We start from the raw sequence: 15349 nt of genomic DNA, 5'->3' as shown, positions 1-15349 counted from the left end.
CATGTCCGATTCTAAAATAACGGTTTCTTCTCCGATTCGGGAGCGGTGGAAAAAAGTCCTAAGTTCTTCATTCGGATTTTCGGAGTTTCGACCGGGGCAATGGGAAGCGATCGAATCCAATCTGAACGGGAACGACGTGCTAGCGGTTCTGCCTACGGGAGCGGGAAAATCTTTGATTTACCAGCTTCCTTCCTTTACGCAAACACAGGGACTGACCTTGGTAATTTCCCCTCTGATCGCGCTAATGAAGGATCAAGTCGATGCCCTAAAAGGGAGAGGCCTGGAAGCAGCTTACTGTAATTCCACCCAGGACGATCTGGAGCAAGTCCGTATACTTTCCGGAGCCGCTACCGGAAAGATTCGAATTTTGTATGTGTCCCCCGAGAGGGCCACATCCAGATCATTTTTGGAACTCCTGCCAAAACTTCCGTTAGAATTAGTAGCAGTCGACGAAGCCCATTGCGTTTCTCAGTGGGGCCACGACTTCCGGCCCGAATACAGAAAATTACACGTTCTTAGATCGACCTACAAAGATCGAATTCCGTGGATCGCCCTGACCGCGACGGCTACGGACAGGGTAAAGAAGGATATTTGTGATAGTCTAGGACTGGAACGACCTGTCCAAGTCCAGGGGACCTATGCCAGACCGAATCTAAGATTCCGCATCCATTACCCGGAATCGGATCGGGAAAAAGAAAAAGAATTAATTCATATTTTAGAAAATACGAATTTTTCAAAAACAAATTCGGAAAAGGCGATCATCTATTGCGCGACCAGATCCAAAGTCGACGAAATCTACGAACTTCTCAAAAAATCCGGTTACAAGGTCGGCAAATATCATGCAGGCAGGACCGACAGTAGCCGCGAAAAGACCCAGAACGGATATGCCTCGGGGAAAACGAACGTCCTCGTCGCGACAAACGCGTTTGGAATGGGACTCGACAGTCCGAACGTTCGCCTAGTTCTGCATTATCAAGTTCCGTCCTCTCTCGAGAGTTATTACCAGGAAGCAGGACGAGCGGGAAGGGACGGAAAAGAATCGGATTGCGTTCTCTTCTTCCATTCTGGAGACATGAGCGTGCAGAATTTTCTGCTTTCCAAAGAGGCGAATTACAAAGGAGGAGAAACCCTTCTTTCTCACGTTAAAGAATATGTGTCCTCCGCCCGATGCAGACAACAGATTCTCTGCGGCTATTTCGGAGAAGAGATCGATCCTTGTGGAGTCTGCGATTCCTGTCTAGACGGAGATGATACCGGAAGGACGAATTTTCTGGAAAGGGAAAAGGCGAAATTCGAAAAGAGAAAGGCTCGGGAGTCTCACGCCTTCGATCAGAATGAAATGCTCGCGGTCGAAGGTTTGTTAAACGAATACCCTGGAAAATTCGGAAAAAAAATCATCGCGGGCGCATTAAGAGGCTCCAAATCCAAAGATGTGCTACGTAGGCGTTTGGATAGATCGAAATTTTACGGAAGCCTAGGGCATGTCGCAGAAGAATCCATTTTCAAACTTTTGGAGGATTGGTTATCCGCCAAAAGAATTCTAGTGAAAGGGGAGAAATATCCTAAACTTTCCCTAGCGATTCACGGAAAACCCCGACAGACTCTCCGAAAAACGGAAGGCTTTTCCGACAAACCCAGAAAGAAGCCGCCGACCGGAGACAGGCTGATCGTTCAAGAACTGAAAAACTTCCGCGATCGAACGGCTCGCCGAAAAAAATGGAAGAAATTCATGGTTTTGCAAAATCCTGTAATCGTCCGAATCGCTACGCAAAAACCGGCTAACCTCGAAGACCTTATGCTGATTAAAGGAATGGGGGAAGCGAAAGTGAAGCAGTACGGTAAGGATATTCTGGAAATTTTGGAAAAATTTGGGGACTAGTCCGTTTCCGGAAATAAGGAACCGGCAAACTCGTCTTCGTTTTGCGACTCCGATTCGGGGTGGGACAGGCTCAGGCCCAATAATCGGATCGGAGAAACTACCGCTCCGTCTCCGATCAAAAACTCCTCCAATAGCTCCTTTCCTAGATCGAAAAATTCCTTGGAGCGGGAAGGAGGAATCGGTAGAGTCCTGCTTCTTGTCTTGAGCGTGAAATCCGAGAATTTAATCTTTAACGTTAATGTTCTAGCCGGAAAGGATTTGGCTGATAAACGTTTTTCTAATTCTTCGGCGATCTCCCGCAATTCGGATAATAGATCTTCCTCACGACTCAAGTCCGATTCGAACGTGGATTCCGCTCCCAAAGATTTACGGATCCTATGGGGTATTACGGGACGAGGATCGATGCCTCTGGAAATCGAATAATACCATCGCCCTGCCTTTCCGAAATTTCGGACGAGAAATTCTGCACTTCGATTCTTTAAATCCGCTCCCGTATAAATTCCCAGAGCATGCATTTTTTTTAATGTAACCTTGCCGATCCCGGGGAAAAGGCCCACATCTAGGGAAGCGATGAAAGTCTCCGTGTCTTCAGGTCGGATTACGGTCAATCCGTCGGGTTTTTTAAGATCGGTCGCCACCTTTGCGGTGAATTTATTTATGCCTACTCCCGCGGAAGCGGTCAGTTCCGTCTCTTGACGGATCCTGGCTCGAATCGACTTGGCGACTTCGGTCGCATAGGGGATTCCCAACTTGTTTTCCGTTACGTCCAGAAACGCCTCGTCCAAAGAAAGCATTTCCACGTAGTCGGTATATTCCAAAAAAATATTCCGAATTACGTTCGAGATTTCGCGATAAGCCGAAAACCTCGGAGTCACGAAAATCGCTTCCGGACAAAGTCTAGACGCCTGGGAACAAGGCATCGCGGATCGCACTCCGAATTTTCGAGCCTCGTAACTCGCAGCACATACGACTCCTCTCGAGTTCGGAGGACCTCCTACCACTAGCGGTTTGCCTCGGTATTGCGGAAAATCCCGTTGCTCTACCGACGCGTAAAAGGCGTCCATATCGATGTGCAAAATTTTCCGAACCACTTGGAGCATCCAATACTAAACGGATAAATAGTTAAGTCAAGATCATTCCATCGTCCTGAGGTACGTTAAAATATATACCTCTTCCGTTCCGTTTTCCAGCAGGATCCTGCTAGCTTCATTTACACTTGCTCCGGTCGTAAAAACGTCGTCCAGTAAGAGCACCTTAGAAGGACAACATCCTTGCCAAGAAGGGCGAATTTCCCAAGCAGATCTTGCATGGAAAAATCGATCCGCATAGCTCTTTCCCGCCTGTCTAGAGTTGCTCCTCTTGAGCAAAGGATCTATCCGAGGAAGTCCGAGGGTTTTTTCCGCTCGAGAAAGCAACTCTCGCATCGGAGAAAAAGGCCGCAAGGGAAACGAGCCGAACCGTCCCGAAGAGGAATTCGGAAGAAGAAAGCAGGCATCGATCCCTCGATTTCCCCAGCTTCTCAACGCTGTCTTAGCTCCGATGGATAGAAACAGGGAAAGAGGATATTCGTGTCTACTTTTGATCTTATTTAAGACTTCGGCCAGGAGGTCCGTTCTTTCCCGAAGATATCGTGCTTCCGTAAAGAAGACGTTCCTCGATGTGCAATAATCGCAAACATCTTCCGTCGTTTTTCCGGAGCAGATCGGACACCCCTTTTTTTTCCAGATTCTAGGCGTTTCCTTGGCGCAAATTCTACATAGGCCGCTCCGAACGGAACGAAAATCCTCCTTGCCGCACATTCCGCAAAGAATTGGGAAAAAGTAATTTAGAGATTTATAAAGAATCTTATCGATCATTTGCCCATCGGGTCCGGACACCGGACGGGCACACGCGTTTTAATCCTCGGACCGAACCCGATCCGACAACTTCTTCATTTTGCCGCGCGTTTCTTTACCCAGAGGCCGTAAAGAATTCCGACAAACAATCCCAGTAAGATGATGATACTAATTTCCGAACCCAACATTCCTCCGGGAAAATCCCTATTCCAATATATAATCCGGTTCTAAGATCCTAGGACAAAAGACGAATATTGTGCCGAGATAATGCCTGGCGAGAGAATGGAAGAGCCATTCTCCAGCCGAATTCTTAACGTCCCAAAAATCGGCTTTTACGAAACCGTTTCTCTCGAAAAACGAATCCAAATTCCAATCCTCTTCCCCCGGAAAAACCTGCACTTTCAGCATAGCATAGAATTCCTCGGACCTGGGATCGAAGCGAAAAACGACGGCTCTTCCTCCCAAAGCGTTTCGGACAGTAAAGGTAGCCCAATCCCCTTTCGGACCCGATTCCTCCGATTTCAATTCGTACAACTCGTATTGATGATCCTTTTCATCCCCGAAAAATTCCCGAAACACGGTTCGGAACGCATCCGAAAATTCCGTTTTAATCCGCATAAAAGGATCTTCTTCCGGGTCCATCATAGGGTAAGATTTCGGAACGAAAAAAATTCATCAAGGTAAAATCGGAAGAACGTCCGCAATAGCTTTTGCCCAGAATTTATGCTTTCGCGTGCAGTGTTTTTAGGATCCGGAGTCCTTCGAATTCGAATCGGAAATCCGGTGGAAAGTCGATACTCTTAATAGGGACAGGTATCTTGAAAAGAGTCCGACGAACAAAAATATTGATGATCCTCTTGCTAGCGATCGCTTTCCCCATATTTTCCCAAAATTCCGAAACTGAAAGCCCTCGGATCTATAACGAAATACTCGTTCAAGATTTCGAAACGGAAGAGTTCGGACCGGAAAACATAAAATCGAAACTCGGGGAGGATTTTCTACCGGAAATACGGATTTCCTCCGTTCTGAGAACACCGGAAAGGAACTCCACCAAGTCCCTCTTCGTGGAAGTGACCGCAGAAAAAAATCAATCTTTCGAGATACGATTCAAAAAACCTTGGAAAACGACCGACTTCGTTAAGGACTTTCGTTTTCATATTTACGCAAACGAAGGAGGAGGCTCTCTCTTTCTTTTGGTTCGGGATTCCACATTAGATATAAAGAAATTATTAATTACTCATTTTTTATTTTCAGGATGGAAGGTGATCGATCTGGACGTCAGTCGAAAGGTTCGGCAAGACGACCTTGTCGCATATATCCGCTCCGAGTTCCAAGTTTTAGGTTTTTTGTATGAAGCTCCTTTTGAACGAAAAAGAGGAAGCAGAGAAATTTTCGTTTTGGACGATATTCTGGCGAATGTGAGACCGAAATACCTTCTTTTCCCGACGGAAAAAACCCTGGTTCGATAGGCATTCTTGCGGCGGTCTTACTAGGGCCGTACTAGTGTTTTGTTTGGCGGCCCCCACCCAGGTTCGGGTGGAGGCGGTGGGCTCGTGGGCCAATCCCGCCTGCCGCTCTATCACGAATTCATTTTTTTCACAAATCTTTTTTTGGGCAGTATTCTTTGTATGACCTCCTGCAAAGATTTGAAAAAAACATTCTTGTAGAAACGACAAAATTCTGATACTTGGTCTGCGTCGCGCCTCGGCCGGGTACCACCGCACCGGCCCCCGCCCAGAGTAGGGCGGGGACTTTCCTAGATCCCGTCTATCCTTACGGGGTAATGGTTTCTTCTTCTTTCGAAATATTCCCAATCGTTCTTCTTCCATGCGTCACGAAGAAGCCCATCTTCCTTTTCCAAAAAAGTTTTCGTTTTCCATTCCCCATCGGAAATCAAAAATTCTTCCATAGGAGGCAAAGGGCCGTCTTTGTAAAGAATGCATAGTTTTTCGGCCAGTCGATACGTGCCTGTGATTCGTCCCTTCTGACTATAACCGGCGATATGCGGAGTGAAAATGCTATTTTTACTAGATACCAATCTTTGCAAAAGTTCTCCGCGTGGAGGCTCCGGATAGAATACATCTATCACTTTCAACAAGTCTTCCCTTTGAAGCGATTCTTCCAGCGTCCCTCTTCCCCAAATTTCACCTCGACTCGTATTTAAAACCAAAGTCTTCGGCGCCAACTTTCTCACGTCTTCCGCTTCGAACATTCCTTTCGTAGGATAAGGTCCGTCTCCAGTCAAGGGCACATGAAAACTGACGATCCCGCGCGAATAGATTTCGCTTAATAAAACCGAGTTGTCTTTCACATACGGATCATGGTAAGCGAATTCTATGCCTTCGGATTTCAGTATGGATGCGAACGCTTTCCCCGTATTTCCGTATCCTACGATTCCTACGGATCTCCTTCGGATCTCATCGATGGGGAGAAAATAGGATAAAGCCGCCCGGCAGTATTCCGCGACCGAACCGGCATTGCAACCGGGAGAATTCAGAAATATCCTACCTTCGTTCTTGAGATCCGAAAAATTTACGTGATCGTTTCCAGAACTGACGGTCGCGAAGATTTTCACACTGGGAAACCTGCGAAACGTTTCCGAATTTACTTCGAGTCGCGTGTTTGCCACCAAAACTTCGGGACCGACAGAAGCGATTTCGTCCAAATCCTCCTTAGAATATGAACGAACCTCAAGATTTCTAAACCGCGAAAAAATCGCATCCGCGCCTGCGGTTCCTTTCGGATAATATAAAATCGGACGGGGCACAGGGATAGTTTCGGGAACCGGAGTCTCTCTTCCATTGTTTTTTCTTTCAAAAACCTCTTGCCAGCATAGGGCTTGCAGATACTTTCATTGCTTCGAACGGGAATCAAAACATGTTAGAACGACTCAAACAAATCCCCCCTAAGATTCGGCTGATCCTAGTCGGCGTTTTTTTAATAATGCTCGTTATTTTTATCGTTTGGGAACCTTCCTCCAAACGAGGAAGCCACGGCTCCAATGCGGAAGACTCCGACGGTTTTACGGTTTCACGCAACGAATCTGGAGAATTGATCCTCAACCCCGAGGTAATGGATACTTCACGCAGCATTTATAAGGACGGTGAATGGCTGTCCTACGACGATATCATGAAATTCGCCGCAAACGGCGAATTGGATTTAGTCTCGGAACTATGGGCATTGCGGAGACGTTGCCCGACAGGTTACACCATCGACCAATGCAACGAAGTAGTAAAGGCATTCCTATTGGACCATTACCCCGGAGTGGCGGGAGAAAAGCTGATGGCCATGTTCCGAAAGTATCTCACATACGAACAGGTGCTTCGATCCTACGAACTACCCCGGGACATCAAACAGGATGAAGCCTACGAACTCATCAAAAAGAAAAGGAGAGAGGTTTTTTCCGACCAGGAAGCCAAACTGATTTTCGGTTTGGAGGAATCGGAAAGACAATACCAATTCGGACTCTCCGATTTTATGAGCGAGACCAAGAATTTGCCGGGAGACAAAAGGTTAAACCGTTATGAAGATTATCGAAAGGCGGTATACGGAAATTACTACGACGCGGTGGTAAAGCGGGAGCCCAAATTCAATAAGTACGAAACGGAACTTTTTCTTCGGGAAAACGATATGAACAAGCTTTCGGCGGTTCAGAAGGATCCGCAACTCCGCTCGATCAGGGAAAAATACTTCGGCAAAGACGGAGCGGATAGGATCGAAAAGGTTTATAAGGATATCGAGGTCCAAAAAAACAAGGAAACCGAAATCGATCGGGAGGAGCAAGCCTGGCTGAGAGCCAATCCGACTGCAAAATCTGCGGATCGCGATAAGGCGATTTCCGCAATCCGAACTAAAATATTGGGCTCGCAGGAAGCGGAAGAATATGGTCGAAGAAAAGCGTACGAAGCGGAACAGAAACGACTGAATTCGAAATGATTTTTCTTCCGAAAAATCCCCTTCGTCCTTTTCTATACTCTCTCGGACTCTCCTTCGGACTCCTTTTCGGGATGGAACCTTTCGCGTTCCTTCCCGCCGGAATCGGAGGAGGCCTCTGCGCTTTCCTTCTTTTTACGGAGCTGAAAGATTGGCCGCTCCGTTTTCAGATCTATTGGTTTCTTTTCCTTTCCCAACTCGTCAACGTTACCGTATTCTTTTGGATTCCTTCCTCGATATCGGCGATTTCGGGAGCCGGCACTTTTATTTCTTGGCTCCTTTTTTTCGTGTACGGAATCTTTTCGCATATCAAATTGCCGATCGCCTTTTACGGCTGGAAAATATGCCTCGAAGTATATTCTAAATATAAAATATACAACGGCGATTCTCTCCTTCTACGTTGGCTACTCTTTCCCGTATGCGTTGTAGCAGCGGATATGATCACTCCCCAATTATTCCCTTGGTATTGGGGAAATCTAGCGGAAGGGAGTCTTGCATTTTCGCAGGCGGCAGCATTCACAGGAATATACGGCACGGGCTTTTTTCTGCTATTCGGGAGTGCCGGTTTAGCGCTGCTCAGAGATACAGGAGAAAAAAACGCCGGAATCGTTGCTGCGTCGGTACTCAGTTTCGTGTGGATCCTGGGCGGATACAGACTCTTAACCGCGACAGAATATAAGATTCCGTCGAGCACTCCGAATACCGAAGACGGATATTTGAAACTGTCCGCTTTGTTGGTCCAACCGAATACCGCTCCCGCCAAGCGGGAATATGCGGAAAACCCAGAATACTTGGGCCAAGCGATGAGCAGGAATCTGGAGATGGCGCTCCGGGGCTCCCTGGAAAATCTCCCTCCTCCGGACATCATCTTTCTACCGGAATCCGCCGTTCCTTTTCACGGGACGGACATGGGCGAAGGGGGAGCACCTAACGAATCGTATTCGTCCACTTTCCACGGATTGACTCTGTATATTACCCGGAAGACGGGAGCCGATTTATTGTACAACGAGTTGAATCAATTCCGGGACGGTCTGAAAAACCAAGTAACATTGCTCTCCTCCGAAACAGGACAAATTACGCGTTATGATAAGCGACGTCTCTTAGCCTTCGGAGAATACCTTCCTTTCGAATCGTCTTTCCCTTTTCTACGATCCCTCTTCAGCGAAACGTCCAGATATATTCCCGGGGAAAAACCCGTACCACTTTTAGGATTCCGATCCTTTCACAGAAGCGTTCGCCCTTCCCCGCCTACTCCGGAAGAAATCGCCCAAATCCAAACACCCGAGCGCTTTCGGAATCCCACCGGATTTCCTTCCAAGGAAGAAGGCGTAACATACCAGATCCTTCCGTTGGTGTGTTACGAGGCGATGTTTCCGTCTTTGGTTCAAAACTCCCTTCGAGAGGCGAAAAAAGGCGTCTTTACGCTTCTGGCAAACCCCACGAACGATGCATGGTTTTCCTCCAAGACGGAGGCTTGGCAACATGCGGGAACGGCAAAATTTCGCGCCATCGAGTTCGGACTCAGCTTGGTCCGCCCGGCGGTCAGCGGAGTCTCTCTTGCGGTCGATCCGTACGGACGAAATCTCGCCATTCCGATCGAATCGGGCGAAATCGGGAATCGAGCGATTCTATTGCCCGTCACCCGTCTTTCGGAGGAAGGCAACACGTTTTATTCACGTTGGGGGAATATCCCGTTTTACTTATACTCCTTTCTTACACTTCTCGCCCTTTCGTTCACGGATTTTTTTCGAAAGAACGGGCAAAAGAGAACGGATACAGGCCCTACTCGGAACGTCTGAAATCATAGAGGAATCCGTTTGTTAAAGCATACTTTTTGCCATCTCCCTGGCATCGATATCCTGGAAGAACGGAAGTATTGGGAGAAAGGGATCCTGGATTGGGATTCCCTTAGGGAAGAGTTTCTGGTTCGTTCCAGGAACCAAGAAGACACATATTCCAGATTGGTATTGGATTCTCTCGAGTTTTCCAAAAAAGAATTCGCGAGAGAGAACTGGGACTATTTTTTCTTCGCCGTACCTAACGAGCAAAAATGGAGACTCTTTCCCTCGGTCCGATCCAGACTTCTCTATATAGACATAGAGACCAGCGGTTTATCCAAAGAGGATTTCATCACCGTAGTCGGAACGTACGACGGCGATCAATTCAAGGACTTTCTGCGCGGACGGGACATGGACGACTTTCCGGAGAAGGTTCTCCCTTCCCATATTTTCGTAAGTTACAACGGAGTAGCGTTCGACGTGCCCTTCTTGGAAAAGGAATTCGGCAAACGATTTAGAAACCGTCATTTCGATCTGATGTATCTTCTTCGCAGTCTCGGATACCGAGGCGGACTGAAAGGCTGCGAAAAGGCGCTCGGAATCACAAGAGACCTTCCCTTCGAAGTCAACGGAGCGGACGCGGTCAGATTATGGTGGCAGTACGTGCAATACGACGACATGGAGGCTTTGGATCTGCTATTAAAATACAACCGCGAGGACGTGACGCATCTTGAACTCCTGTTCATAAAAGCCTACAACATGAAATTGAAACAGACCCCTTTTTACGGAGAAATAGTGCCGGAAAAAGAATGAACCCCTCTATTCGTTCCGGATCTATATATTAGAATCTCCGATCCATTTGTAAGTTTCATACGGAGGTTCCGTCTCGACCACCTCTACCCAGCCTCTTTCAACGAATTTCCTGACCATGGAATGTAAAATCGCCATCGCAGTATTATAATAACCTGAATTAGCGACCTTTTCTCCCATTGCTTCCAGAGTCAGACTGGAAAGATCGTATTCCTTTTCCTTTAATCTGCGTATGATTCCTCTCTCCAAGATTTGCAGAGTTTTGTATAGCAACTTGATCGCTTTCTTAGGATCCTCAGGTTCGGGACCGTGAGCAGGAAGAAGTCGGCGAATGGACATCTTGGAAATCCGATCCAAAGATTTGTAATAGTCCTCTAGATTTCCGTCTATCTCCGCATAGATGGAGGAAATATTCTGTAAGACAAGATCGCCGGTGAAAAAGATATTCTCCTCCAAGATATAGGGCGTCAGGTGCCACAGGTTATGCCCCGGAGTGTGCAGAAATCCGATCTCTTTCCCACCCGCGCGTATGACATCCCCCTCCACCAATTCCACATCGAGTTTTAGAATCGGATCGATTCTGTCCCCCCGCATCAGAGTATTTTTAAGGTTTTCGTTGCCGGCTTCCACTCTTGCGAGTTCCGTCTTTCTATCGTTGGGAGAACGATGGCCCTTATACACGAGCCTTTTGGTGGCCCGGTTGAATACTTCCACATATTCCAGATAATTTCCGATCCCTGCCGCCATACCTTTCATCGCGTACAATTTCGCTTCGGTATAATAGCGGATCGTAAGAATGGCGCTCATGTGATCCAAATGATTGTGCGTATAAAATATATGTTTTATTTTGTTCAGACTTAGCCCGAGTTTTTTCAGCGCCCTTTGCAACATCCCTAGATGCGCAAGATAACCGGAATCGATCAAAGTGGGTTCCCCGTCCGGGAGAATATAGATATTATTGGGAGAGTAGAAGGGCTGTGGAATTTCGGTTTTGAATATTCCGTCTCCGATTTCCACCACGTCCGGAATCGAATCATATTTGTGTATTTTCACGAGAACCGTCCTGATTTTTCTCAAGAAAGCAGATTCCCCTTCCGGAGACAAGCTTCTAAATCGACAGCGCAATGCGCTCGGCACGAACCGTAAAATTCCGACATAATCCACCGGACACCCGATTTCCATTCCGAAAAATCTTTTGCAGAAAAGGAACCGTGCTCCCTTTATTCGGGTCCGATTTAAGAATTTCAGTCGGGATTATTTCCCGGGATTTCATTCTTGACCCACCTTTACCGATGATTGATATTAGAACTATGGGATCCTTTCCGACGATTCTCCGGACCTGCAGACGGTCCGTTTTAACCGCATTCCTATCCGCAGCCCTGATTTTTTTCACCCAAACCTGCGAACACCACCAATCCACAAAAACCGATCTTTCGGTCACTGCCTCGGACGGTTCCGTTACGTTTAGCATCCATGGGAGCTTGGATAAGAGTAAGACTCCGAACTGCGGAACCGGCTCCCCATATTCCGCAAGTTCCTCGACGGGAACCACTACGACAACCACGACAACGACCACTAGTTCTGGCTCCGGAACGAATACCCAATTTACGGTCATCAGCCGACTCTATTATACTACCGGAGACTATATCTATCTGAAGTTTCTGTACGATAGTACCCAAAACCAAGGGCAAATCGATTCGCAGCAGGGCTTTTCCTACTCCGGAAGTTTGACGGCAAAACCTTTGGTCGCGAATTACGGAAAAATCACTTGGGGAGGAAGCGGAGTTCCGATCGATACTTCCGTTTCCGGAAGCCAAGCTCTGTCCTATCTGACCGTTACTCTGGATTTGGTGGGGAACGTGGTCTCAACCGGAAGTGCGGGACTTTCGTTGACTCAATGTTATACGGTGGACTTCATCAACTGTACTTCGGCCACTTCTTCGAGTATGTGTTATACCCAAAACGGACAACAATGCTTTAACACACAATCGGTAGCCGGGGTAAGCGTTTCCATCAAAGGCGACGTAAATTGTACGAGTAATTCCGTCCCAGCCGGAACCTCCACTACTACAACCCAATAAGAAAAAAAGGGCTGCCTTCTCTCTTTCAGGCAGCCCTCTATACTCGCCGGATTCTATTTATTTTGCTACTCTTTTGAATTCTGTCCCGTTCTTCTTCCCCGAAAACCCCTCACTTTCGATCCCCACTCCGTTCCAGTAAGAACCGAAAAGAAGAACTCGGGAAACGTTTAACAGAGATAATATGCTGTAAAAAACGATTTTTTGAAATCCGCGATTTTGTTTATATTAGACTCTTTTTCTCCCTAAATCGGATAAAATTACTTTTTATTTAACCCCGCCATTTCGACTAATTCCATCGTGCAAAATCCCCGAATTTTCGGATGGGACTTGCAACTCCCCCGAAAAATCTTAAACTAAAGGTATGGAAAAAGCGCTGAACAACGACCAGAAGTTTAGGGAAAAAGCGAAAGTAGTACGAGTCGAGCCCAGACACATGCCTTTGCAAAGCCACCCAAGACCGGTTTCGCATAGAAAAGTGCAAACGGAGGACCAGATTCCCAATTTCTGGATCTTCTATACTCTGATGACAATCGGATCCTTATTGCCGGTCATCGGGGTTCTCTTGGCTTTCATCGTATTCTCTTTCGCGAAGACTCGATTCTTTAAGTTTTTGCCTTTGGTGATCAGCCTTGCGGCAAACGCTTATTTTTTCTATCTTCGACAACATTCCGGATCCGTTTTCCACCTTTTGAAAAACGCGGTTCATTGATTCCGGACTAGATCGAAATCTCCGCGATGAACGGAGAAGAGGCGAATGACACTCGCCGAAGGTTCCGTCCTTCGGAAAGAGGATCTTTACACTTCGGTCAATTTTCTGAATTGATCCCGGACAAGTGCTCCTTCCTCGGTTTCCGGAAAACCTTTTAAAAATCGCAAAAGTTCTTCCACATCCGACCGAAACTCTTCACTCAACATTTTTCGAATATTGTACCGATTGAGCAGGGAAAGAATTACGACTTCGTCGTGCTCGGTCCTTTCTTCCTTAGCAAAAAGGGAATGGGTCAGTTTTTTATCGTTCTTATCCGCCTTTTCCAAAAGTCGGAGAACCGGGTACGTATATAATCCGTTTTTAAAATCCTTGAGAGGAACCTTGCCCGTCCGGTCCCCGGCTTGGAAATAATCGATGGCGTCGTCCTGTTTTTGGAACAAGGATCCTAATCGGACTCCGAACTCGTGCAATTTTTTTAGATTCTTTTTGGGAGCCCCCGCTAGAATTCCGGCGGCCTGACAGACTGCTCCGAACAAAGATGCGGTCTTACCGTAGACTACTCGATCGTACACGTCCAAATCAATCTTGGGATTTCTTTCCCATTCCATCTGAACGAGTTCGCTTACCGAAAGATCCTTGATCACTTGTGTGAAAATATCCATTAATTCGGGAGAATTCAATCGGTTAAGATGATAGATCCCGCAGGCAAGAAGGTAATCTCCGGCGAGAATCGCGGTTTTATTTCCGAAACGGGAACCTACGCTGGGCACCCCTCTTCTGGTCTGAGCTTCGTCCACGACGTCATCGTGCAAAAGACTCGCGGCATGAATCAATTCTGCGATGGCCCCTACATCCGCGTATTTTTCCCCCTTGTATCCGAGGATACGACACATGCAATAATGCAGGATCGGACGGATTCTTTTTCCTCCGGAGCGGATGGTATAATCCTTAATCTCGGCGAGTAGACGAAGATCCTCGTCTATGATCTCGTACAGTTTTTTGTCGAACTTTCGGACGAGGAGGTCCTTCAATCCCTTGGCTTTCACGGAGTTTCCTTGTTTCGACACTATTTCCGAAGGAATTTATCGCTCAAGCAGGAAAGGGTAGGAAATACGAGCGGAACGAAAAGAAAGGGGGTGAAAAAATCAGGATTTCCACTTGCTGTCCAGGGCGAGCAGGTGTTTAGACAGTACTTTTTCCATTTCACGATTTTCCTTTTTCCGATAGATATGGATCAAGTTACGAAACATCCTTTTCAGGATCGTCATACTACTGGCGTGGGTAAAGTAACGGTCGTGAGCCTGGAATCCGTTTGCCTTTAAAAAACGGATGCAAGTGGAACGATCCAGCATCACTCCGCCGTGGTAAGGATCGATATAGGTTTCATAGTCGTTGGATTCGAAATGAAGTAGAAAGTGCAGAGGCATATTGACGCCGTAAAGCGGAAGGTTCAATCGATGCGCGACTAAAAGGTAGATCACCGACAAAGAGATGGGAATGCCCCGTTTTGTGACGAATACCCGATGCAAATAGGAATTATCCGGATCCTCGTACTCCTCATGATTGCCGGAAAAACCTTCTTCCTGGGAAAGCACACGGGTTAAAAAATGAACCTTCACGTCGTCCGAAGCCAGATCTTCGTTTAGATCCACGAGTTCCTCCACTCGCAAAGCGATCCGATCCAGATAGGTCCGGAATTCAGGATAAGAAAGTTCCGGTTCCGTGACAGAGGAAAGCAGAAACGCACCTTCCTCCAAATCCTCGTAATGATTCGAGTTCCCTTTTTCAGCCAATGCCGCATAACGCACACTGATCCGCTCCGAATGAATGATGGGTGCGACTCCTCTCGCAAAAACGCGAAGAGTAGGATCCTTCAATTCGTCCGCCACTTCCCGGACGCGAACCTGCCAAGGAATCATACCGGCGATCTCCGCAATGATCCCGGATTTATCCTCGCTGGAGGAAAATTCCAATTGGTAAAATTTATCCTCTATCTTATCGGGTGGGAAGGGAACTGTTCCGAAAGGGAAGTCGGAGGATTGCATAAGTACAATAACGTGATACCGGGAAGAGCTTAGTCAATTCGGAAGTTTTTCGAACAGTTAAAAAAGGATGTGATTCATAAATTAACTATGTCGTTCGTTTATGTTCTCTTTCCGACGAAGGAGTAGGCCGAAACGAAGTCAAGTGCCCGCAAAGATAAAAAACGAAATTGAAACGTTTTTTTCGGGATTCGAGGCGTATTTCCGAACAAAGATAGAAAACTCCGAATCGATGAAATGTTCTTCTTTTTTTCGAACTTCGGAAATACGCAGAAGGAAACT

Annotated in this window: 14 protein-coding genes; 7 read left to right on the top strand and 7 right to left on the bottom strand. The window is 46.9% G+C overall.

Annotation, left to right across the window (positions count from 1 at the left end):
* Position 1 precedes the first annotated feature (1 nt).
* Positions 2–1879, top strand: coding sequence for a RecQ family ATP-dependent DNA helicase (locus EHO60_RS14600; RefSeq protein WP_135768951.1), 1878 nt, complete (start codon positions 2–4; stop codon positions 1877–1879).
* On the opposite strand, the gene dinB is transcribed toward EHO60_RS14600, so the two are convergent.
* From dinB to EHO60_RS14585, 3 genes are all read right to left on the bottom strand, one after another.
* Positions 1876–2979: a DNA polymerase IV gene (gene dinB, locus EHO60_RS14595; RefSeq protein ID WP_167880236.1), complete on the bottom strand. Its 1104-nt coding sequence runs from the start codon at positions 2977–2979 to the stop codon at positions 1876–1878. The genes EHO60_RS14600 and dinB overlap by 4 nt on opposite strands.
* A gap of 33 nt (positions 2980–3012) precedes the next feature.
* The gene (locus EHO60_RS14590; protein WP_135768949.1) at positions 3013–3735 is read right to left on the bottom strand and encodes a ComF family protein; all 723 of its coding nucleotides are present in this window, start codon (positions 3733–3735) and stop codon (positions 3013–3015) included.
* A 183-nt stretch (positions 3736–3918) separates the two neighbouring features.
* Positions 3919–4356 (bottom strand): hypothetical protein, encoded by a 438-nt coding sequence (locus EHO60_RS14585; RefSeq protein WP_135768986.1) that lies wholly within the window; start codon positions 4354–4356, stop codon positions 3919–3921.
* Between the two features lie 206 nt (positions 4357–4562).
* On the opposite strand from EHO60_RS14585, the gene EHO60_RS14580 reads away from it, so the two are divergent.
* The gene (locus tag EHO60_RS14580; RefSeq protein ID WP_135768948.1) at positions 4563–5183 is read left to right on the top strand and encodes a hypothetical protein; all 621 of its coding nucleotides are present in this window, start codon (positions 4563–4565) and stop codon (positions 5181–5183) included.
* Between the two features lie 287 nt (positions 5184–5470).
* Here the strand turns inward: EHO60_RS14580 and EHO60_RS14575 are convergent, their stop codons facing one another.
* Positions 5471–6487, bottom strand: a complete 1017-nt coding sequence (locus EHO60_RS14575; RefSeq protein ID WP_135768947.1) for an NAD(P)-dependent oxidoreductase — start codon at positions 6485–6487, stop codon at positions 5471–5473.
* A gap of 104 nt (positions 6488–6591) precedes the next feature.
* On the opposite strand from EHO60_RS14575, the gene EHO60_RS14570 reads away from it, so the two are divergent.
* From EHO60_RS14570 to EHO60_RS14560, 3 genes are all read left to right on the top strand, one after another.
* Positions 6592–7650: a lipase secretion chaperone gene (locus tag EHO60_RS14570; protein WP_135768946.1), complete on the top strand. Its 1059-nt coding sequence runs from the start codon at positions 6592–6594 to the stop codon at positions 7648–7650.
* Between the two features lie 71 nt (positions 7651–7721).
* Positions 7722–9446, top strand: a complete 1725-nt coding sequence (locus EHO60_RS14565) for an apolipoprotein N-acyltransferase (RefSeq protein WP_246028330.1) — start codon at positions 7722–7724, stop codon at positions 9444–9446.
* A gap of 18 nt (positions 9447–9464) precedes the next feature.
* Positions 9465–10238, top strand: a complete 774-nt coding sequence (locus tag EHO60_RS14560; protein WP_135768944.1) for a ribonuclease H-like domain-containing protein — start codon at positions 9465–9467, stop codon at positions 10236–10238.
* Between the two features lie 21 nt (positions 10239–10259).
* Here EHO60_RS14560 and EHO60_RS14555 read toward each other — a convergent pair whose 3' ends face one another.
* Positions 10260–11288: an MBL fold metallo-hydrolase gene (locus EHO60_RS14555; protein ID WP_135768943.1), complete on the bottom strand. Its 1029-nt coding sequence runs from the start codon at positions 11286–11288 to the stop codon at positions 10260–10262.
* A 257-nt stretch (positions 11289–11545) separates the two neighbouring features.
* On the opposite strand from EHO60_RS14555, the gene EHO60_RS14550 reads away from it, so the two are divergent.
* Together EHO60_RS14550 and EHO60_RS14545 are read left to right on the top strand one after the other, a co-directional pair.
* The gene (locus tag EHO60_RS14550; RefSeq protein WP_246028329.1) at positions 11546–12316 is read left to right on the top strand and encodes an LIC10920 family plasminogen-binding lipoprotein; all 771 of its coding nucleotides are present in this window, start codon (positions 11546–11548) and stop codon (positions 12314–12316) included.
* 361 nt (positions 12317–12677) lie between these two features.
* Positions 12678–13025, top strand: coding sequence for a hypothetical protein (locus tag EHO60_RS14545; protein WP_135768942.1), 348 nt, complete (start codon positions 12678–12680; stop codon positions 13023–13025).
* A gap of 86 nt (positions 13026–13111) precedes the next feature.
* Here EHO60_RS14545 and EHO60_RS14540 read toward each other — a convergent pair whose 3' ends face one another.
* Both EHO60_RS14540 and EHO60_RS14535 read right to left on the bottom strand, forming a co-directional pair.
* On the bottom strand, positions 13112–14071 hold the full coding sequence (locus tag EHO60_RS14540; protein WP_135768984.1) for a polyprenyl synthetase family protein: 960 nt from the start codon (positions 14069–14071) through the stop codon (positions 13112–13114).
* 99 nt (positions 14072–14170) lie between these two features.
* Positions 14171–15070: a transglutaminase-like domain-containing protein gene (locus tag EHO60_RS14535; RefSeq protein WP_135768941.1), complete on the bottom strand. Its 900-nt coding sequence runs from the start codon at positions 15068–15070 to the stop codon at positions 14171–14173.
* Between the last annotated feature and the right edge of the window lie 279 nt (positions 15071–15349).

This window comes from Leptospira fletcheri (genome assembly GCF_004769195.1).
Taxonomy (GTDB): Bacteria; Spirochaetota; Leptospiria; order Leptospirales; family Leptospiraceae; genus Leptospira_B; species Leptospira_B fletcheri.
Note: the sequence above shows the minus strand (reverse complement) of the source record. Positions and strands in the feature narration are given on the sequence as shown.

Excerpts from the sequence above, each read along its gene's own strand:
- EHO60_RS14600 (WP_135768951.1), top strand. The coding sequence starts at position 2 with ATGTCCGATTCTAAAATAACGGTTTCTTCTCCGATTCGGGAGCGGTGG.
- dinB (WP_167880236.1), bottom strand. The coding sequence starts at position 2,979 with ATGCTCCAAGTGGTTCGGAAAATTTTGCACATCGATATGGACGCCTTT.
- EHO60_RS14590 (WP_135768949.1), bottom strand. The coding sequence starts at position 3,735 with ATGATCGATAAGATTCTTTATAAATCTCTAAATTACTTTTTCCCAATT.
- EHO60_RS14585 (WP_135768986.1), bottom strand. The coding sequence starts at position 4,356 with ATGGACCCGGAAGAAGATCCTTTTATGCGGATTAAAACGGAATTTTCG.
- EHO60_RS14580 (WP_135768948.1), top strand. The coding sequence starts at position 4,563 with ATGATCCTCTTGCTAGCGATCGCTTTCCCCATATTTTCCCAAAATTCC.
- EHO60_RS14570 (WP_135768946.1), top strand. The coding sequence starts at position 6,592 with ATGTTAGAACGACTCAAACAAATCCCCCCTAAGATTCGGCTGATCCTA.
- EHO60_RS14565 (WP_246028330.1), top strand. The coding sequence starts at position 7,722 with ATGGAACCTTTCGCGTTCCTTCCCGCCGGAATCGGAGGAGGCCTCTGC.
- EHO60_RS14550 (WP_246028329.1), top strand. The coding sequence starts at position 11,546 with ATGGGATCCTTTCCGACGATTCTCCGGACCTGCAGACGGTCCGTTTTA.
- EHO60_RS14545 (WP_135768942.1), top strand. The coding sequence starts at position 12,678 with ATGGAAAAAGCGCTGAACAACGACCAGAAGTTTAGGGAAAAAGCGAAA.
- EHO60_RS14535 (WP_135768941.1), bottom strand. The coding sequence starts at position 15,070 with ATGCAATCCTCCGACTTCCCTTTCGGAACAGTTCCCTTCCCACCCGAT.